The following is an 18,132-nucleotide window of genomic DNA, read 5'->3' as shown; positions in this document are numbered from 1 at the left end:
ACGCAGCTTACTTTTCGACGAAGGCGCGCTCGATCACGTAGTCGCCTGCTTCGCCCATGCGCGGCGAAATCTTGAAGCCGCGCGCATCGAGGAGCTTGCAGGTGTCTTCGAGCATGGCGGGGCTGCCGCAGATCATGGCACGGTCCACGGCAGGATCAAGCGGCGGCAGCCCGATGTCCGCCGAGAGCTTGCCGCTGTCGGCCAGATCGGTCAGGCGGCCCATGTTGCGGAACGGCTCGCGCGTGACGGTCGGGGAGTAGATCAGTTTTTCGCGTACCTGGTCGCCAAAGAACTCGTTGTTCGGCAGTTCGCTGGTGATGAAGTCGGCATAGGCCAGTTCGCTCACCTGGCGCACGCCGTGCAGCAGCACGACCTTTTCGAAGCGCTCGTAGGTTTCCGGATCCTGGATGATGCTCATGAACGGCGCCAGACCCGTGCCGGTGCCGAACAGGTACAGGTGCTTGCCGGGCAGCAGATCGTCCAGCACGAGCGTGCCGACCGGCTTCTTGCTGACGAGCACCTTGTCGCCCACCTTCAGGTGTTGCAGGCGGGAAGTCAGCGGGCCGTTCGGCACCTTGATGCTGAAGAACTCGAGATGCTCTTCGTAGTTCGGGCTGGCGATGCTGTACGCCCGCATCAGCGGCTTGCCCTCGACTTCCAGCCCGAGCATGACGAAGTGTCCGTTATGGAAGCGCAGTGCCTGGTCGCGCGTGGTCTTGAAGCTGAACAGCGAGTCGTTCCAGTGGTGGACGCTCAGAACGGTCTCTTGATTGAAAGCGGACATGGTGACGTTCGGGCCGGCCAATGAGGCTCTACGGCGGTGCAAAAATCGGTCAAGGCCTTGATTTTATGCGATTCTCCGCCGCCGCGCCTGCATGGATTGCGCATAAGCTTCTAACTGGCGGCACAGGTTTTGACCTGGATCAGGCGCGCTTCCGCACTCGCGCAACATGTTTCAACGAAATCACTTGCGCTTCCCACGCCACTGTATAAAATCACAGCACCTGTTCAGATATACAGTGCACCGATGGCCACCCTCACCGCCCGCCAGCAGCAGATTTTCGACTTGATCCGCCAGACGATCCAGCGCACCGGCTTTCCGCCTACACGCGCCGAGATCGCCGCGGAGTTCGGCTTCTCGTCGCCCAACGCGGCAGAAGAACACCTGCGGGCGCTGGCGCGCAAGGGGGTGATCGAACTCACGCCCGGCGCATCGCGCGGCATCCGCCTGCGCACGGCGGGCGACGAGGCCGGCCAGCACCAGTTTTCATTGCCGTCGATGGGCCTGATGCAGCTTACGCTTCCACTGGTCGGCCGCGTGGCCGCCGGCAGCCCGATCCTGGCGGCCGAGCATATCGACCGGCAATATCAGGTTGACCCGTCGCTGTTTTCCGCCCAGCCGGATTTCCTGCTCAAGGTGCGCGGCATGAGCATGCGCGACGCGGGCATCCTGGATGGCGACCTGCTGGCGGTACAGCGCGCCACGGAAGCCGCCAACGGCAAGATCGTCGTTGCCCGGCTGGGCGACGATGTCACGGTCAAGCGCTTCCAGCGCAAAGGCCGCCATGTCGAGCTGATTGCCGAGAACCCGGATTTCGAACCGATCCACGTCGACCTGGATCGTGACGAATTCCACCTGGAGGGCTTGGCGGTCGGTCTGATCCGGCCTGCCGCCCCGTAACCCGACGGGCGCACGTCGCGACCTGAACTTCGGCGCCCACATTCTCCGTTGTTCCTCTCAACCCCGGAGGTGAGCCCCTGGCTCGCCAAGGCGGAGTTTTGCCGCCCGCTTTCCACCCGAACTCACGAGGTCTGCCATGCGACTCGGATCGATGTCCTCCCGCCGCCGCCCGGTGCATCCGGTGCCCTTTCGCCAAACCCAGGGCGTGCGTATCTATCAAGGGGAACAGCGCCGCACGATGGTAGGCAGCATGGCCGCCATCTGCCGCATGCTGGATGCCATTCCGGCAGCTTCGCGCGCAGCGGGCGCTGAAGGTTACTGAGCGATGGAATCCCGCCTTGGCAGCCGATCAGGGCATACCCCAATGCTGCCGCCGCAACTGATTTCATACACTGGCCGTGCCCTGAGGACAGGGCTTTCTTCAACTGATTTTCGGCCCGCCCTTTGAGCGGGCTGTTTTTTCAGGCCGCGTGTTGCCGCAGCGCCACATTCGCGGATGTTCCGTCAGCAAAACAGACGTTTACCCGGATTTTGTTTGGCGTGGGTGACAGTAGTATTGCCAGTGCCCTCAGGGGCAATTGAGATCGCTGAATTCGAAGCCCGCTGACTGCGGGCTTTTTTTTGCCCGCGGCTAGACGCTACCGGCAGTTTCCACGACGAGGATCCGCGCCGCGCCGCGCGGATGTGCGACGTGCTCGCATCCGACGCCGGCAAAGAAGATGTCGCCGACGGCCAGCGTAGCGACCTTCTCCTTGCCGGCCTCCCGGTAATGCATGTCGACGGTGCCGTCGAGCACCACGAAGACCTCCTCCCCGTCGTTCACGTGCCAGCGGTAAGGCTGATCCGTCCAATGCAGGCGCGTGGTGATGCCACCCATGTTGGCGATGTCCAGCGCGCCCCAGGCGCGATCGGCGGTGAATGACTTGGCGCGGATGATCTTCATGGCGATCGGCCGGTGCTTACTGCATCGACTGCAGGTTGCCGATACGCACGAGCATCTCGGTAAACATCTGCATGTCGAGGTCCAGGTCCGGCACTTCCTTGTACTCGTTGGCGTTGTGCGCGGTGTACTTCTTGCCCGGCATGGCCGGACCGAAGTTGATGGCATTCGGCATCAGCTTGGCGGTGGTGCTGCCCGCCGTCGGCACGGGCTTGGCGTCGAGGCCGGTGGTGTCGCCATAGATGTTGAGCAGCGTCGCCAGCCATGCGCCCTTCGGGTCGCGCGCCATCCAGTTGCCCTGGTCGTGCGTGATTTCAAGCGCGATGTGGTTGGCACTGGCCCAGGCGTTGATCTTGCCGGCAATCTCGCCGCGTAGCGCATCGGGCGTCTTGCCGCGCGGCATGCGTACGTTGGCGACGACCTCAACGCGGCCGTTCTTGTCGCCGATCACGTTGGGCGAGATGGTGAGCGGGCCCATGAAGTCGTCCTTGTAGGCCACGCCCATGGTGCTGCCGAGGTAATCGGTCCCGTAGAGATCGATGATGTAGCGCACCGCGTGGGCGTACGCGTTGTCGGCCAGGCCGAGATCGGCCGAATTGAGGAACAACGCCAGGCGCGGCAGCGGGTTGACGCCCTCTTCCGGACGCGAGCCGTGAGCCGACGCTCCGGTGACCTTCACCACAACGGCATCCGCATTGCGCGTGATGTCGATGGAGAACTTGCCCTGGGCGGCCAGGCCGCTGACGAACGCGTCGCGCTTGGCTTCTAGCGCCGCGACGATCGCACCGAGATCGCCGCCCTTGAGCGTGGCGGTGGCCGTCTGCGGAACGGAGTTGGCCGACGCTGCGCCCGACATCGAAACGATGGCCGTGCGCGAGGCATCTCCGGCCTGCGCGGGGAACCCGACCTTCAACGCGCCCGAGCCCTTTTCAGCCACCACGGCCGGGTACTTGCTGTCGAGGACGATGTTGTACGCGGGCAGTTGCGTGCGCTCACGGTAGTACTTCATGCCGTCGCCGCCGGTTTCCTCGGTGGTTTCGATCATCAGGCGAATGGTGCGGGCCAGCGGTACGCCGCTGTCCTTGACGGTCTTCATGGCATAGAGCGCGGCGGCAATCGAACCCTTGTCGTCAATCGTGCCGCGGCCGTACAGCAGGTTGCCGACACGCGTGACCTTGAACGGGTCAAGCTTGGTGCCGTCGCCGAGCACCCACTCCTCCGCCTTGGCGGGCACGACGTCGGCGTGCGTGAGGATGCCGAATTCGTCGGAGCCCGTGCCGGGCAGCGTCACCTCGAACACGCGGTTGTCGACGTTGCGATACTTCAGGCCGAAGTCCTGCGCCATGCCTTCGACCAGCTTGCCGAATGCGACGATGGCAGGGTTCTCGTGCTGCGGGATCTTGTCGTCGCGCACCGTCGGCAGGGCGACCATCTTCTCGATCGTGCCGATCACCGCCTGCTGGTTGTGCAGGCGGTTGTAAAGGCCGAGAAGCCGGCCGATGTTGACGAGGTCGTCGCCAGAGAGCGGCGCCTTCTTCTGGTACGCGGCCACGCTGCCCGCCACTTGCGGATCAGCCTTGGCGGCCGCGGCGAGGAAGCTGTTCAGGTCGGCCGACGCCTTGGATTGCTGGGCGGCGAGCAACGCATCGAGTTGCGGCTTCTGAAGCGTGGCGGCCAAGGCCCCGGCGCCGAACGTGAGGGACAGCGCGATGGTCAGGGCAGACAGGCCAATACGGGCAGGACGTTGCATCGAAACGGTTTCTGGAAAAGGCGAAGGCGCCATCATAGGGGCGAAGCGCACGGCATGCATTGTGCAGCGCGAAAAACACCGGCCGGGGCCCGCGCGCGTTATCGTTATGCTTGACGCTTTCCCAGGAGGCCTGCATGGAACCGTCTCTGGATACCGCCCCCGAGCTGCGCCACGTGCTCGAAGACCTGCGGCGGCGCGAGCCCATCTTCCACCGCCCGGAGTTCGGTACGCGTCGCGAAGATTTCGAGCGCATGACGACCGAAGACTTCTGGGAGGTCGGTGCCTCTGGGCAACGCTACAGCCGCAGCTATGTGCTAGGCGTGCTCGATGCCCGGCACGGGCACATCGGTGAGGACTTCTGGCAGACGCGCGATTTCCGCTGCCAGGAGATTGCGCCGGACAACTACTTGCTGACGTACACGCTGGTGCAGTCGAACCGCACCACACGGCGGGCGACGCTGTGGCGGCGTACGCAGGATGGATGGAAGGCGGTCTACCACCAGGGCACGGTGGTCGCCGACGTCTAGAGGCACGCGGCACGCAAACGCGGGCTTTTTTTCGGTGCATCACCGGCAGAGTTCAACCGACTGTGGCGTCGAAACTTTCACACCAGTTGCCGTACGACGCGTGGCCGCCCCAAGCCTTGAAGTGGCCCGCAGTCGATCGATCAGAATGCCGCCTTGCCCACCGACGCGCCACCGTCAACGAACAACGTCTGGCGAGCGATAAAGCCGGCATCCTCTGACAAAAGAAATGCCACGGCCGCGACCACGGCGTCGACAGCCCGTTGTACAAGAACCTTGCGCGCCCCATCAAGCTGGGCGTGGAAGAAGGCTGGGCGGCCAACGTTGAAATAGCCGGCCCGAAATATCGCCGCGCAAGGCTCGTTTCGCCCGGTGAGGAAACCCTCTTCTTCAGCGTGACCGCCGTGCTGATGAACAGCACCGGCAACACGCAGGGCAACCCGGAAGGCGCGTTCCGGGGTGACTACCACTCGCATCCTTATGGCGAGTTCAATCTCGTCGTGCAAACCGCCGGTTGGCTGAGTCAAACACCGACGCGGGCGTAGCATGTGCCAGACGTCGCGCGTCGTGGCCGGAGGCCGCTCTACAGTGGCTCGGGACCTATCCGCTTTCCGGTCGCCCTCGCTCGCGGCTGGACACAAGCACCAGCCCTTTCGGGCCTCCACGCTCGCACTTTCACGACGGTATCGACAACGGCTGGCTGGCGCTCGCGCCGGAACTGCGAGATGACCCTGTCGCACCGGCTATTCCGGAATCGCTTCGGCGACCACAACAGGAAGGGGACAATCAGGAGGCTCGCCGATGCTCTATTCCCATGGCGGAAATATTTCACGGGTTCGCGGCCCATAAAGAAAAACAGCGCCTTGTATAAGGCGCTGTTTCTTCAGGAAATTCGGTGGGGTGGCTGATGGGACTCGAACCCACGACGACCAGAATCACAATCTGGGACTCTACCAACTGAGCTACAGCCACCGTCGTCTAATCCGCCAGAACTGACTGACCGGCGAAAAACGCGATTATACAAACATTCTCCAGGCGTGACTAGGGGGTGGCGCAATTTATGCGGCAACCGCCTCTTCGCCGGACTCCGCCCCGCGCCGCAGATGGCTGCGCGCCTCATCGAACAGCGCATGGGCATCGGCCAGCGTCTTCACGCGGCCGAGCGCCTTGGCATCCGACAGCACGCGCCGCCAGCCGCGCGCACCGGCCACACCGCGGTACAGGCCGAGCATGTGCCGCACCGCTGCGCCGGCATAGCCACCCCGCTGCACCCAGCGGCCGACGTAGGCAATCATGGCGTCTTCGACATCGGCGCGCGTGAGCGCTTCGGTATCGGCACCGTAGTAGCGCGCATCGAACGCGGCCATGAGGTACGGATGGTGATACGCCTCGCGGCCGATCATCACGCCGTCGACCTGCGCGAGATGCGCGTCGATCTGCTCCAGCGTCTGCACGCCGCCGTTGAGCAGGATTTCCAGGTGCGGGAAGTCGCGCTTGAGCTGGTAGACGACCTCGTAGCGCAGCGGCGGGATCTCGCGGTTCTCCTTCGGGCTCAGTCCCTTGAGGATGGCATTGCGCGCGTGGACGATGAAGGTCTCGCAGCCGGCTTCGGCGACCGTGCCGACGAAGTCGCGCACGAAGTCGTACGTCTCGATCGCATCGATGCCGATGCGGTGCTTGACCGTGACCGGTATCGACACCGCATCGCGCATCGCCTTCACGCCCTCGGCAACGAGCTTGGGCTCGGCCATCAGGCACGCACCGAACGCGCCGCGCTGCACCCGCTCGGACGGGCATCCGCAGTTGAGGTTGATCTCCTTGTAGCCCCACTGCTGGCCGAGGCGGGCGGCCTGAGCGAGGTCGTCTGGCTCGCTGCCGCCGAGCTGCAGCGCCACGGGGTGCTCCGCCTCGTCGAAATCGAGGTGGCGCGGCACATCACCGTGGAGCAGCGCGCCGGTGGTCACCATTTCCGTATAGAGCCAGGTGTGCTTTGAGATCTGGCGGTGGAAATAGCGGCAATGGCGATCGGTCCAATCCATCATCGGCGCCACACTCAACCGCCTAGGCGTTGATTTCATTGGAAAGTTCTTTGAAGTCAATCGCTTACACCCTATTTCTGCTCGGTCGATTTTGTGAAATTTGTGCTCATTTCCGCTCTTTTTTCGGGGCCAGTGCTACGGTGTTGCACCGAATTTTGACGTGTAGCACCGAGGCAAGATGGGCACTATCACCGAGCGAAAACGCAGGGACGGGAGTATAGGGTACACGGCCCAGATTCGCCGCAAGCAAGGCGGATCGGTCGTGTATACAGAGGCAAAGACGTTCGACCGGGCGCCGGCCGCCCGCGCCTGGCTTGCCAAGCGGGAGAAGGAGCTCAACCAGCCCGGAGCCCTGGAAAGCGCCAAGGCAGAAGACCCGCTCCTTTCCGAGGTCATCTCCCGGTACATGCTCGAATCCAAACGCGAGATCGGCCGGACCAAGGAGCAGGTTCTTGAGGCCATCAAGGCATCGTCACTAGGCGGCAAACGGTGCAGCCAGATCGGTAGCCCAGACTATGTGGCCTTCGGCCAAAGCTTGGGCGTGCTGCCGCAGACCGTCGAGAACTACATGTCTCACCTGAGCGCCGTCGTTGCAGTAGCTCGGCCCGCCTGGAACTATCCTCTGGACGCGCAGCAGCTCGCGGACGCGCGGATCGTGCTGAAGCGCCTTGGCGTCACTGGCAAATCAGCGAAGCGAGAGCGGCGCCCCACTCTTGAAGAGCTGGCTCAATATATGGAGCACTTCGGCGAGATTCGCCGTCGGCGCCCAGCTTCGAACCCCATGCAGGCGATCATCGCGTTTGCCATCTTCTCGACGCGCCGGCAGGACGAAATCGTCCGGATTCAATGGAAAGACCTCGATGAGGCCGGCAGCCGCATATTGGTGCGAGACATGAAGCATCCCGGAGAAAAAATCGGGAACGACAACTGGTGCGATCTTCCGCCCGAAGCCCTGCGCATCATCCTCGCCCAGCCCCGGACAGCAGACCGGATCTTTCCCTACTCAACAGACTCCATCTCCGCTGCATTCACCCGCGCCGGCAAAGTGCTTGGGATCGAAGACCTGCATTTCCATGATCTCCGGCACGAGGGAGCGAGCCGGCTTTTCGAGATGGGCTGGAGCATCCCGCACGTTGCGGCGGTGACCGGGCACCGGAGTTGGGCAAGCCTAAAACGCTACGCTCATCTCCGGCACGTCGGAGACCGCTTCGACGCGTGGCCATGGCTCGAGGTTGTGGCACCCATTCGCACTAGCGCCTGACGGTTGAACGGCTACCCTAAGCCCTCCACGCTATAGACGTCCTTCGGGCCAACAAGGCGTCCTACTGGAAGCAAAACCCTCGAGTGCTCGATGGCGTCGTCGAAGCTCCGTCCGAGGGGTTGCCGCGCATACTCGCACCCCACGGAGAGGCTCTTACCGCACGTCTGCATTGTCTACGTTGACGCGCAGCATCCGGCCTACGATACTGTATAAACATACAGTACTCGTGCCATGCCCTACCCCCTCCGCATCGAATATCCCGCGCTCACCCGTGCGCAGCTCGCCATCATCGGTGACCGCTACGGCGACGATCCCGTCGTCCGCCGATTGCTCATGGAAGTCTGCGCGCTGCGCAACCTCGTCCGCCGCGTGCACCAGGTGGCGGAGGCGGCCGGGCCCTCGGGCGGCACAACGGAATTTGGCATCGCAGTCGCCGCGCTTCGCCGCGAGCTCGCCGCCGAAACATGGTTCCAGGAAGAGCTGGCGGAGAAAGAAGCAGCACGGGCCGGAGCGGCCGCTGAAGACGTGGCGCCCCACATAGAGCGCGCGCAACGCCGCCGCAGCAAATGGTGACGGGGCGCCCATGTCGAATCCTGTCCGCGAGCGCTTCCCCGCGCTCACGCTTGGCGAGCTGCACCAGTTGGCCGAGGAACACCGCGATAACAAGATCATCACCCGGCTTCTGTGGGAGATCCGCGCTCTCCACGTCGTCGCCTACAACGCCTGGCGGGTGGAGTCGGAACACTACTTCGTCTACCCCGACAACCCACGAGGCGAGGCCCTGTTCGGCCTGCGCCGAGCGCTTGAGAAAGAGCGCTGGCTACCCGAAATGGTCGACAAGGTGAACGGGAAAGGCACCTTCAAACGACACGATTAAGCCGCCAACGGGGTACCATGAGACACGCAATCCCCCGGGCGCGCACCCATGTGCTACTCCGCACAAATTGAGGCCGACTACCGCCGCTTCGTGAAAGAGTACGGCGCCATCATGTCGCTCGAGGACTTCACGCGCATGGTGGTCGAATACTTCGCCAACCCGAAGATGCGCGTGCCGAGGGCGATGACTGCGCATTTCCTCGAATCGCCCGAGACCGACGAGGAAAAGAAAATTGCCGAGGTCATCCGCGCGCGCATGGCCGCAGACGAGATCGCGCTGCTGCAGGAGCTGGCCAAGCAAACCGAACGGCTGGAGAAGGCTCAGCAATCCCTCGCCGCCAAGGCCACCAAGAAGGCCGCCGAAGACGTCCGCATCGCCACCAACAAGATCGCGGCGGCCAAGGGCAAGCTCGAAGAACTCAAGAGCACAGAGCTCAAGCCGCGCGACTCGCGCATCTACCCCGGCTGGTACGCGCCCGTGATGGTCATGGAGAACGGCCGGCGCGTCGTCAAGCCGATGCGCTACCAGTGCCGTCCCGCCGGCAAACCGGCGTTCTACGACGAACAGTACCCCGGCACCTACAACGCCCGCCGCGACAACCTGCGCGGCTTCTGGAAAGGCCAATACGGCCACACGCACGGCCTGATCCTGGTCGACGCGTTCTATGAATACGTTGCCCAGCCAGACGGCACGAACGCCATCGTCGAATTCCGCCCCGACCCGCCGCAGACGCTGCTCGTCGCCTGCGTGTGGTCACACTGGCGCGCGACCAAGCCCGGCGAGAAGGATCTGCTGTCGTTCGCCATCATCACCGACGATCCGCCGCCTGAGATTGCGGAGGCTGGGCACGACCGCTGTCCGGTGCCGATCAAGCCCGAGAACATTGATGCGTGGTTGAACCCTGAGCCGCGCGACCTCGATGCGGCAGACGCGATTCTTGAGGACAAGCTGCGGCCGTATTACGCACACCGGCTTGCGACTTGACGTTTGTTTTGACCTGAAGCCGGGCCCGGGGAGGCTCCGGGCGCACCCCGCGCGAAACCCGGCGGCTACAATCGTTCACAGATAAACGTTGCTCGAAATGCGGAGGGAGTGAGAGATGAGCGAGTCCGATAAGTCCATCGTTTTCGTATTTGGGACTTTGAAGGAGGGATTCCCCAACTTCGCGACAAATCGGGGCCAGCGCATTCCGGGAGAGTATCGAACGGTGCAAAGGTACCCCTTGTACTTGGTTGGAGATCGCCACTCTCCGTGGATGATCGACACTCCCGGCCAAGGTCAACACATTACGGGTCAGCTATTCATCGTCGACGGCCAAGCACTGGCTGACATGGACAGGCTGGAGAGGATCAGCGCGGCAGATGGCTATCGACGCAGGCAGATAGACGTGACGCCAACTCAAGGCGAAGGCGCCAACGATTTCACCCGCGCTTTTGTATACGTCAAACCGCACGATCAACTGGTGTCAGCCTCGATTCGCAAGGGCCCTCTGCCGAGCTATGAGCTCGAGCACGCTGCGCTCTATCGGCCTCGCTGACCCGTGGCAGACGGACTGATGAATGCGCGGCGGCATATCCCACTTGAAACCGTCCGAGTCGATCGTGTCTTCGACATAGCCAAGAACGCATAACATGCCGTTTTCCTTGAGAGAAATTTGCCCATGACTACGTTGGCCGACCGTCCCAACACAGCGCTTCTGGTGATCGACCTCCAGAACGACGTCGTAGCTGGCGCGTATCAACGCGATGAAATACTCGCCACCGTCGACAAGCTCATCATGCGGGCGCGTAGTGCCCGCGTGCCGGTCGTCTGGGTTCGCCACTCGGATGAATCGCTAAAGGCTGGAAGCGAAGCGTGGCAGATCGTTGCCGAACTGACACCGGCGCCCGAAGAAATCATTGTCGAAAAATGCTATCGCGATGCCTTCGAGGACACCAACCTGGAGCAGGTGCTATCGAGCCTAGGCGTTGGCAAACTGATCGTGACCGGTGCCCAGACGGACATGTGCATACGGTCTACGCTGCATGGTGCCTTGGTGCGCGGCTATGACGCGACGTTGGTCAGCGATGCGCATACGACAGAGGATCTGACTAGCAGGGGCGCACCGCCACCGGATGCTGTGATACGGCACACCAACCTGTACTGGGCCAACCAAAAGGCGCCCGGCCGGTCGGGCGGGGTCATCAAGAGTGGCGACGTCGATTTTGCGTTCAAGCCGCTCACAGTGAAGCACGCGTAACCGTCACGATCAATCGCCGCATTGGGAACGACCGCTTCTGGCCGGTTGCGGTCAGTGATTTTGCTTAGCTGCGAGCGGCAGCTTCCGAGCCGAAGGCAACCTTCCGCTCGTTTGGTGGCGGACCTTCATCCTTGCTATTCCCTCGCAGGCTCATAGCGAAGTAACTCCGCGCCGACAAAGTAATTTCCGTAATACTCACCTGGTCGAGACCCCGGATTAGCTTCGAAATCAATATACGGTGCAGTGCAGTGGGGGCAGCGAAACGGGTTTGCATAGCGGTATTTTGTACCGTCCGGGGCTAAGGGAAGAGCGGCTTCAAGGGCTGCAAGTTCGCTCAGGTTGGGCTCTGATAGCGCTGCTGGGCACCCCGCTATACGATCATTAACAGTAATGGTGAATTTCCCGGAACCCGAATAGAAGTATCCCGCATTACTAAAACCTGCGTGATATGAGCGAACCTGGAAAGATTTCTTGCATCGATCGCATTCGCAGGAGAGAACCACATTACCGGGGGTAATCGTACCATTGAAGTGCAGGCCGCGTGCGAATAGCCCCTTACCGTGCAACTCCTCATTTCTGGTCATCGCGCCGGAGATAAAGAATGGCTGAAAACGGATGCCGGATGCTCTTCCCTGGGTAAGGGCATCCGAATCAAAGTCTTTGGAGTCCGTTATAACGCAATCTACTTGGCAAGCCCGATTTTGATGAACTCTAATTGAAAAGTGATACCAGCCCCGGGCTTCTCCAAGCTCGTGTTTGTGCGTTACTCCTTTTTCATCAATAAACTCTATGATTCCATTTGGGCCAATCTGCATTGCTGGGGTCTTTTCACAAGGAATGTCCGATTCGACCACAGCACAAAGCGTCTCCCCGTTAACTTTGATGATAAGAAGCGGTACGGTATTTTTAAAAATTGAGAACATATCATCCCTGACTGATAACAGGTGATAAACGGACTCGCTGAATCCATGGTCGTATATGGACCGGATCTCCGAGTCGCCACACTGCACTGGAACGCACCCGGCAGTGACATTGACTCTGGGTTGGTCCTTATCAACGGCCGCTACTGCCCGATAGCAGCCGTCCAGCGCACTGAACAAAGCCACCACGTCGGCAAGTTGCGCACTATATATCGGCGTCGCTACGCGGCACCTCGTCGTCTGGCCCGTAGATGTCAAATCCAATTTCGATCTCCCGCACCGCTAGGGCAAGCAAAGAGCCAGGTGACAGCAACAAGCCCTCGTTACCGGTCTTCATGAATAGGCCACAGAACAGGTCGACCTTGTAGCGCTGGCCAATAGTCCGCCAGACCTCCAGGTCATCGGAGAGCTGCCCGAGAATTTCCGAGATCTGGCTGTCAACGTCTTTGGGCTCCCGTGGCGCTGCCTGGAGCCTCCACATACCAAACTGGGCAATACGTGCCTGGCCGGTGTTGTGACCGACGATTGCCTCGCCTTTGCGCTGCGCAGTTGTGGGCTTGCCGCCAAGCTGGCGGCTGATCTCTTCCGGGTCAAGGTCGTCCCCGGCGATGCGTAAGGTTGCTCTAGAACGGGACAAATGCGCCATGGTAATTGTGCTGACAACCTATGTCGGTTCGGACGCCGTGTGACAACTGCTTTGCTGGAAGGCAGCCTACATCAAACCTGACGAGGCACATACCGATAGCGGCCCCGCTCCTCAACCGGCAGAACCTTGGACCGCATCGCCTCACAGCATGCCCCTATGCGCGCAAAATTGGCCCGCGCTTGCCGCAGGGTGAGGCCGTGGTTTGCACCCGACCACGAGTCGAGGTCGTCCAATCCGAAGCCGTCATCTTCCCAAAAGCCCACAGGACAGATTTCCCATTCCCCTCTCGCGCCCACGGTGAAGTAGTCACAGCAATTGCATTGGTACTCGAGATCCATTGGGGTCGGCCAGACGTCGCAAAGCGATGATTCTCACTCAATGGGTGCATGGTAACGATGACCCTAAGTCCAACTGAGGGTCATTCGCGCCGCTCGCCCGCGTACCGCCACCGCGCCTCGTGCCCCAAACAGCCCCGACACACATAACTACACATTTTCTCTTGCCTCCGCCACATCCGTGTGTAGAATTACACACAGAACAACCGGAGACCCCCATGCAGTCTGGGCAGTTAATCCGGATGCTCCTCGATGACGGCTGGCAGTTGGTGCGCACCACTGGCAGCCATCATCACTACAAACATCCGGAAAAGCGGGGCCTTGTGACGGTGCCACACCCGAAGAAGGATCTGCCAATCGGAACAGTTCGAAGCATCCAGAAAGCCGCCGGCCTGAAGTGAGGCCGGCGGTTTTTCGCAGAGGTGCAAAACCGGTCGCGTAACAACCTAGGAAGAAAAGTCATGCAATTCCCCATCGCGATTCACAAAGACGAGGGGAGCGTCTATGGCGTCACGGTGCCGGATATTCCCGGCGTGCACTCGTGGGGCGATACCGTCGATGAAGCCATCCGCAACACGCGGGAGGCCATCGCGGGTCATCTGCAGACATTGGCAGAGCTCGGCGAAGACGTAGACGTAACCTGCTCGACCATTGAAGACCTGACCAAGCAAGACGAGTACGCGGGCGCCATCTGGGCATTCGTTGAAATCGACGACGAGGAGCTTGACCGCACCCCGGAGCGCATCAACGTGTCACTCCCCCGCTTCGTGCTCAGAAAGCTCGATCGATTTGCCGAGAAACGACATGAAACACGCAGCGGGCTTCTGGCTCGGGCGGCCTTGGAGCTGATGGCGCATGGGTAGGACGGGCGGCCGGTTGGTCGCCCTTTTTTCTCTCCGAAAAGAGCATGTGGACTCATGTCCTGACGGCTCCTGAGTCCGGTCGCTGACCCTTTTGCCATCGTTTTGCCAACGCAAACGCGCGGTGCCGCAACGGTTGCGGCATATGGTGCAGTCTAGCGATCTCAAGTAGCAGTTCTGCGAGCTGGGCGTCCACCGGCAGGCCGCACTCCATCCATCCAACGGCAAGATCGACCCAGTAATCGATGCCCGACGTAAGGCCAGCCACAACAGACTCCCTTACAGTCGACCCGTCATGGCTCACCGTTGCATATGGCTTCTCGAGCGGAAGAAGCTTCCTGCTCGGGTGCTCGCGTCGGGGTTCGGTCATTGTGTAGGTTTCATGGCCGGGAGCCGGCGTCCACTTCGTGGGAAACACCAGCCCCACTCCGTATTCGTCGCACAAGAAACCCTCCTCGGGAGCATTGTGCGGAGTTCCTTCTGTTGACCAGTAGCGCAACGAGGGCACCTCGCGCTGTATGTCATCGCGCAGCGCCGGCACCAAGACATCGCGCATATGCACGACTTGGTGAACCTTTGTCCACCCCTTCGTAATCTCTCGCACTGCGTTTCCCGCACCAACTGCGATGCGCACAGCGCGCTCAATATGCGGTGACTTGACTGTCATTTAGGTATTGCGGCGTCTAGCCAAGTGCAACTTCGTCGAACTCAGCGGCAACAAAATCCGAGCCTAGCAGCACAAGAAAGTCATCGGAATCGTCGAGCAACCCATGCGACGCAATGAGGCTAAGCCCTCCATCCAACGTTAGCCGCAGGCCAACCTCACTTGGGCGTGTGCTCTGCTTGGCGGTCATCGTTTTCCTCTTCAGGACTGATAGCGCGCTCAATGTCAATCCTGCGAGCCGCGACCACTCTTTTGTCGAAAAGCGCTCATCCGATGCCAAGATCGGAAACAGCTCGCTGTCCTCATCTAAAGGAGGCCCCAGCCTGTCGGCTGCCGGGCGCCGTTCGTCCCAGACGATGACCGAGTTGAGAGACGGATCACTGGCCATCCCAAGGATTCGACCGTCTTCAAAGTGGATCGCCACCGGTCCGGCCGTCAGAGAAAAAGCTTGTTCGTCTTCAACGTTGCAGTTGAGGGCGACCTCCATCGCTGGCCACCAGCTATAGCGAACTAGCTGTGAAATCCTTGCGCCGATAAACGTCCGAAGAAAATCAGACGCTGCCGACGGCACGGCGGAAGATGTAATGCGCGATGTCATGAAGCGCCCTCGCTGAATGAGCAATCTCGACCGATAACAGGTGCAGTCAGACGATCCTCGGCACCCCCGGGCGGCGATCACCCGGGGCCTCGCCACGCGCGATCACGCCCAGCAGGTTAAGCAAGGTGTCGGCCATCGCTGCGCTCCCCCACCACCACAACATGCTCGGTGCTTTCAAGAACAGCCTGCCGGGCGTCAAGGATGCAACGCAAGACTTGCTTCGAGACGACATGCTCGCTTCTCATGGAGTCGGCCTTCAACGCCACGTAGTCGTACAGCGCCTGAAATGCCGACGCATCAACTATCTCAACTTTTCGCAGCCGACCGACCGACGCCTCGTACAGCTCAGCCAGTCGATCGTCGTAGTTAGATGCGCTCACGTTGAGTGTCCAGAGGGGTTGATCCGTAGCAGTTGCCAGCGACCACGCGTCGGCGCTGTGGGGTCGCATCGCGGGCCGGGGTGGTGGCGGTGCGAGTCATTTGCGATGACCGCTCTTGGCCGAAAGCAGACGCTTATGGGTACATCGACCAGTAAGTTGGTCAGCTTACACCTGCGTCCGCACACTTGAACCCGCGCAGCATACTCAGCGCTTTCCATGCTTTCCACGCACGTGCAAGATTGAATATCGCTAATAGCAGTGCTCCGAAGAATAGTATCGACGGCCCGACATCAAAGTCCCACTTCCCAACGCCGAATAGAGGCATCAGATATATCGGGTTAAGCGCGATCAGCAAGATACAAAGAGCCGCATACCAAACGCTCAACAACGGAGAGCGAACACCCGCGATCGCCCCTTTGTCATGATCTACCCAGCCCATTAGCGTTTGCCAGTTCCCTGGCTCCCTGAGCAGAGCCGTGACGGTCATGCCCTTGTGGATGTCGACCTTGCCCCAAATGGTCACGGCATATTCATGCTTACCGTTTGCAGTGAAGTTGAACGAAGTCGTTTCGGGGACGTATCGCGAAGCTGGGCGGTACAAGATCTGCGAGACGTCGTCGAACGTGACGGTTATGAGCTGCGGATTCATAGTCCTCTCAAATTGTTCAGGCACCGGGCACCCGTCAGATGCTCCACGTACGCAAAGCTTCTACATTGGACTGCAGATCCCCGGGAGCGACGTCAAAGCCCATCGCATTGGGCGCAGACCAATTGACGCCGGCTAGCAGCCCGTCTCGGATCAAGCCCGGCACCCAACGTTCGCAGAACTCCGCCCATGAGATAGCAACGGGCAGGAAGTCCGCATACGCTGGAACGTCTCGCACTATCGCCAGCGCTCTCGATTCACTGGACCAGAAAGGCATGGCTCGATGTCCGTCGGGGTTTAATGGGGCCGGGAAGCCTTTGCTATCCCGGACGGACCACACCAAGCCCGATTTCGCAACTTCACTGTAGAACGCAAGAGCGTGAGGCGCGGCGATGCTCATTGTTTGCTTGTTCCTGGCAGCACACCGTGAACCATAAGGGCATAGATCTCTGCCACCCCTTCAACGGAAATGCCGTTTCTTTGCTCGACGGCCAAGGGATGGTCCGTCGGCTCTAGCTCGATGTAAGGCCGAATACCATTGTCACGCAAGTGAACCCGAGTCTTCAGATTTATGGTGTCGGCATACGGCTTCAAAGATGCATTGAGCCAGCCAAAGAACGGCCCAACATGAGAGCGAGACGGCTCCTCAAAATACTTCAGCCACTCAATGAAGCTGGTTCGGCTGAGCGACACCCAAACTCCCCACGAGAACGGCTCGGCTTGACCGTGGACCGGGATCTCGATGCAGCCGCGGACGAAGAAATACTCTCCATCGATCACGCAGTCGTCGCTCCCCATGTCGCAACGCGCTTCTCTTTCCACTGCTGGAATTTCGTAGTAGCTCACCGGAGCAGCCGCGACAAAGCTGGGCATGCCTTCGTGCGTGTTTCCGCACGTGGCGCATTCAAAGGCGAAGGTCATAGCGGGTATCAGTCAACAATCGAAAGCTTGATCGGCGTACCGTCCGGGAGACTGGCAATCTGCTGAGCTATGTCGCCAGAGAAGCGTATGAGCTCCTCCATCGAGATTGTTCCGAGGTTATCGCCACCGTACTCACCGCCGAGCACTCCCGGGATTTTGAGACAATACTTCCGCCCCGACGCTAGCGGACCAAACCGTTGCGCTGCTTGGTCCACCAAGGCACTTATCTGCCAGTCCACCAAAAACTTACTATCGGCGGCCAGCACCTCATATGTCCCCTGATCTGCCGCAACAAAGTATAGTTACCCTCAGCTCAACTGAGGGGCATTCGCCCTTAACCCACCGTATATTGGATCAGCCCGCAGCGACCTCATAGGGTTCGTAGCCCAGCTGCTGCCATCGGACAATAGTCTCACGCACTAGGTCGCCTGTGCCTCCAACATGGGCGTCCGCCTCATGGCACAACGTAAGTTCAAAGTCGTGAGATTTGACGAAGATGTCGCCCCGGCCGACTTCAACAATTCCGGACTGTTCTGCTTGGATGACGCTCTCAAGAAGCGCATCCACCCTTACGGACTGCTCTTGCCACATGTCGTCGATGTCAAGATTGCAATCCCACCCAAAGCTAAGCTCAACCTCGCCAACCCCAGCTTCCGCTAGTTTGGCGATCACGAATTCCAGTTCTTGAAGTAGCAATCCCCGATTCAGTGGCTTAGTCCTGTTCTCGATCATTCTCGACCTCACGAATCGATTTCTCGTGTCAACGGCAGTGAAGCCCCCGTCACAGGATACCCGCTCACAGCAACCAAGACAGGCTGCCCCGTTACACCCACACATTGCACCCTCCTACC

The 18,132-nt window shown here is 60.6% G+C and carries 26 protein-coding genes, 1 tRNA gene and 2 pseudogenes; 12 read left to right on the top strand and 17 right to left on the bottom strand.

Features of this window, described 5'->3' with window-relative positions:
- Nucleotides 1–7: 7 nt before the first annotated feature.
- Nucleotides 8–784: a ferredoxin--NADP reductase gene (locus A6M56_RS04845; protein ID WP_286757826.1), complete on the bottom strand. Its 777-nt coding sequence runs from the start codon at nucleotides 782–784 to the stop codon at nucleotides 8–10.
- Between the two features lie 243 nt (nucleotides 785–1,027).
- Here A6M56_RS04845 and lexA point away from each other — a divergent pair, with 243 nt between their 5' ends.
- Nucleotides 1,028–1,681, top strand: a complete 654-nt coding sequence (lexA, locus tag A6M56_RS04840) for a transcriptional repressor LexA (protein ID WP_045786666.1) — start codon at nucleotides 1,028–1,030, stop codon at nucleotides 1,679–1,681.
- A gap of 136 nt (nucleotides 1,682–1,817) precedes the next feature.
- Nucleotides 1,818–2,003, top strand: a complete 186-nt coding sequence (locus A6M56_RS04835) for a hypothetical protein (RefSeq protein ID WP_045786665.1) — start codon at nucleotides 1,818–1,820, stop codon at nucleotides 2,001–2,003.
- Nucleotides 2,004–2,312: 309 nt separating this feature from the next.
- On the opposite strand, the gene A6M56_RS04830 is transcribed toward A6M56_RS04835, so the two are convergent.
- Complete coding sequence (locus A6M56_RS04830; protein ID WP_045786664.1) at nucleotides 2,313–2,624, bottom strand: cupin domain-containing protein; 312 nt, start codon at nucleotides 2,622–2,624, stop codon at nucleotides 2,313–2,315.
- 16 nt (nucleotides 2,625–2,640) lie between these two features.
- The gene (locus A6M56_RS04825; protein WP_062739655.1) at nucleotides 2,641–4,371 is read right to left on the bottom strand and encodes a dipeptidase; all 1,731 of its coding nucleotides are present in this window, start codon (nucleotides 4,369–4,371) and stop codon (nucleotides 2,641–2,643) included.
- A 134-nt stretch (nucleotides 4,372–4,505) separates the two neighbouring features.
- Between A6M56_RS04825 and A6M56_RS04820 the strand changes: the two genes are divergently transcribed.
- Nucleotides 4,506–4,898, top strand: a complete 393-nt coding sequence (locus A6M56_RS04820) for a nuclear transport factor 2 family protein (RefSeq protein ID WP_102079733.1) — start codon at nucleotides 4,506–4,508, stop codon at nucleotides 4,896–4,898.
- Between the two features lie 140 nt (nucleotides 4,899–5,038).
- Here the strand turns inward: A6M56_RS04820 and A6M56_RS04815 are convergent.
- Nucleotides 5,039–5,143 (bottom strand): annotated as a pseudogene (locus tag A6M56_RS04815) (SDR family oxidoreductase); the annotation flags it as partial.
- Between A6M56_RS04815 and A6M56_RS04810 the strand changes: the two are divergent.
- Nucleotides 5,141–5,398: pseudogene (locus A6M56_RS04810) on the top strand (4-hydroxylaminobenzoate lyase); the annotation flags it as partial. The pseudogenes A6M56_RS04815 and A6M56_RS04810 sit on opposite strands and share 3 nt — an antisense overlap.
- 393 nt (nucleotides 5,399–5,791) lie before the next feature.
- On the opposite strand, the gene A6M56_RS04805 reads toward A6M56_RS04810, so the two are convergent.
- Nucleotides 5,792–5,867: transfer RNA gene (locus A6M56_RS04805), tRNA-His, on the bottom strand.
- A gap of 86 nt (nucleotides 5,868–5,953) precedes the next feature.
- Nucleotides 5,954–6,973, bottom strand: a complete 1,020-nt coding sequence (gene dusA / locus A6M56_RS04800) for a tRNA dihydrouridine(20/20a) synthase DusA (protein ID WP_102079731.1) — start codon at nucleotides 6,971–6,973, stop codon at nucleotides 5,954–5,956.
- 139 nt (nucleotides 6,974–7,112) lie between these two features.
- Here dusA and A6M56_RS04795 point away from each other — a divergent pair, with 139 nt between their 5' ends.
- The 6 genes from A6M56_RS04795 to A6M56_RS04770 all read left to right on the top strand — a co-directional run bounded on the left by A6M56_RS04795 (nucleotide 7,113) and on the right by A6M56_RS04770 (nucleotide 11,311).
- Entirely contained in the window at nucleotides 7,113–8,195 is a 1,083-nt protein-coding gene (locus A6M56_RS04795) for a site-specific integrase (protein ID WP_102079730.1), read from the top strand.
- Nucleotides 8,196–8,426: 231 nt separating this feature from the next.
- Nucleotides 8,427–8,768 carry a hypothetical protein gene (locus A6M56_RS04790; protein WP_102079729.1) on the top strand — a complete coding sequence of 114 codons (342 nt, stop codon included), beginning with the start codon at nucleotides 8,427–8,429 and terminating at the stop codon, nucleotides 8,766–8,768.
- A 10-nt stretch (nucleotides 8,769–8,778) separates the two neighbouring features.
- Nucleotides 8,779–9,072 (top strand): hypothetical protein, encoded by a 294-nt coding sequence (locus A6M56_RS04785; protein WP_102079728.1) that lies wholly within the window; start codon nucleotides 8,779–8,781, stop codon nucleotides 9,070–9,072.
- 48 nt (nucleotides 9,073–9,120) lie between these two features.
- A complete protein-coding gene (locus A6M56_RS04780) occupies nucleotides 9,121–10,056 on the top strand; it encodes an SOS response-associated peptidase family protein (protein ID WP_102079727.1) in 936 nt (311 codons plus the stop codon).
- Nucleotides 10,057–10,171: 115 nt separating this feature from the next.
- Nucleotides 10,172–10,609 (top strand): gamma-glutamylcyclotransferase family protein, encoded by a 438-nt coding sequence (locus A6M56_RS04775; RefSeq protein ID WP_102079726.1) that lies wholly within the window; start codon nucleotides 10,172–10,174, stop codon nucleotides 10,607–10,609.
- Between the two features lie 123 nt (nucleotides 10,610–10,732).
- Complete coding sequence (locus A6M56_RS04770; RefSeq protein WP_102079725.1) at nucleotides 10,733–11,311, top strand: cysteine hydrolase family protein; 579 nt, start codon at nucleotides 10,733–10,735, stop codon at nucleotides 11,309–11,311.
- A gap of 134 nt (nucleotides 11,312–11,445) precedes the next feature.
- Here the strand turns inward: A6M56_RS04770 and A6M56_RS04765 are convergent, their stop codons facing one another.
- The 3 genes from A6M56_RS04765 to A6M56_RS04755 all read right to left on the bottom strand — a co-directional run bounded on the left by A6M56_RS04765 (nucleotide 11,446) and on the right by A6M56_RS04755 (nucleotide 13,215).
- Nucleotides 11,446–12,234: a hypothetical protein gene (locus A6M56_RS04765; protein ID WP_102080251.1), complete on the bottom strand. Its 789-nt coding sequence runs from the start codon at nucleotides 12,232–12,234 to the stop codon at nucleotides 11,446–11,448.
- Nucleotides 12,235–12,436: 202 nt separating this feature from the next.
- On the bottom strand, nucleotides 12,437–12,877 hold the full coding sequence (locus tag A6M56_RS04760) for a DUF4279 domain-containing protein (RefSeq protein ID WP_102079724.1): 441 nt from the start codon (nucleotides 12,875–12,877) through the stop codon (nucleotides 12,437–12,439).
- A gap of 71 nt (nucleotides 12,878–12,948) precedes the next feature.
- Nucleotides 12,949–13,215 carry a CPCC family cysteine-rich protein gene (locus A6M56_RS04755; protein ID WP_102079723.1) on the bottom strand — a complete coding sequence of 89 codons (267 nt, stop codon included), beginning with the start codon at nucleotides 13,213–13,215 and terminating at the stop codon, nucleotides 12,949–12,951.
- Nucleotides 13,216–13,430: 215 nt separating this feature from the next.
- Here A6M56_RS04755 and A6M56_RS04750 point away from each other — a divergent pair, with 215 nt between their 5' ends.
- Nucleotides 13,431–13,613: a type II toxin-antitoxin system HicA family toxin gene (locus tag A6M56_RS04750; RefSeq protein WP_102079722.1), complete on the top strand. Its 183-nt coding sequence runs from the start codon at nucleotides 13,431–13,433 to the stop codon at nucleotides 13,611–13,613.
- A gap of 60 nt (nucleotides 13,614–13,673) precedes the next feature.
- A complete protein-coding gene (locus A6M56_RS04745) occupies nucleotides 13,674–14,075 on the top strand; it encodes a type II toxin-antitoxin system HicB family antitoxin (RefSeq protein WP_102079721.1) in 402 nt (133 codons plus the stop codon).
- Nucleotides 14,076–14,127: 52 nt separating this feature from the next.
- Here the strand turns inward: A6M56_RS04745 and A6M56_RS04740 are convergent, their stop codons facing one another.
- The 8 genes from A6M56_RS04740 to A6M56_RS04705 form a co-directional block, all read right to left on the bottom strand.
- Entirely contained in the window at nucleotides 14,128–14,739 is a 612-nt protein-coding gene (locus A6M56_RS04740) for a hypothetical protein (RefSeq protein WP_145997189.1), read from the bottom strand.
- A 16-nt stretch (nucleotides 14,740–14,755) separates the two neighbouring features.
- Nucleotides 14,756–15,334 carry a hypothetical protein gene (locus A6M56_RS04735; protein ID WP_219622885.1) on the bottom strand — a complete coding sequence of 193 codons (579 nt, stop codon included), beginning with the start codon at nucleotides 15,332–15,334 and terminating at the stop codon, nucleotides 14,756–14,758.
- Between the two features lie 116 nt (nucleotides 15,335–15,450).
- Nucleotides 15,451–15,714, bottom strand: a complete 264-nt coding sequence (locus A6M56_RS04730) for a hypothetical protein (protein ID WP_145997188.1) — start codon at nucleotides 15,712–15,714, stop codon at nucleotides 15,451–15,453.
- 160 nt (nucleotides 15,715–15,874) lie between these two features.
- A complete protein-coding gene (locus tag A6M56_RS04725) occupies nucleotides 15,875–16,363 on the bottom strand; it encodes a hypothetical protein (RefSeq protein ID WP_102079718.1) in 489 nt (162 codons plus the stop codon).
- 34 nt (nucleotides 16,364–16,397) lie between these two features.
- Nucleotides 16,398–16,760, bottom strand: a complete 363-nt coding sequence (locus A6M56_RS04720) for a DUF2750 domain-containing protein (protein ID WP_102079717.1) — start codon at nucleotides 16,758–16,760, stop codon at nucleotides 16,398–16,400.
- Nucleotides 16,757–17,281, bottom strand: a complete 525-nt coding sequence (locus A6M56_RS04715; RefSeq protein ID WP_102079716.1) for a DUF2199 domain-containing protein — start codon at nucleotides 17,279–17,281, stop codon at nucleotides 16,757–16,759. Before A6M56_RS04715 ends, A6M56_RS04720 begins: the two co-directional genes overlap by 4 nt.
- Before the next feature lie 8 nt (nucleotides 17,282–17,289).
- Nucleotides 17,290–17,547 carry a T6SS immunity protein Tdi1 domain-containing protein gene (locus A6M56_RS04710; protein WP_102079715.1) on the bottom strand — a complete coding sequence of 86 codons (258 nt, stop codon included), beginning with the start codon at nucleotides 17,545–17,547 and terminating at the stop codon, nucleotides 17,290–17,292.
- Nucleotides 17,548–17,635: 88 nt separating this feature from the next.
- Nucleotides 17,636–18,013, bottom strand: a complete 378-nt coding sequence (locus A6M56_RS04705; RefSeq protein WP_102079714.1) for a hypothetical protein — start codon at nucleotides 18,011–18,013, stop codon at nucleotides 17,636–17,638.
- Between the last annotated feature and the right edge of the window lie 119 nt (nucleotides 18,014–18,132).

The organism is Ralstonia sp. RL (assembly GCF_001683835.1).
GTDB classification, from domain to species: Bacteria; Pseudomonadota; Gammaproteobacteria; order Burkholderiales; family Burkholderiaceae; genus Ralstonia; species Ralstonia mannitolilytica.
This window is presented reverse-complemented; position numbering and strand designations above follow the sequence as displayed.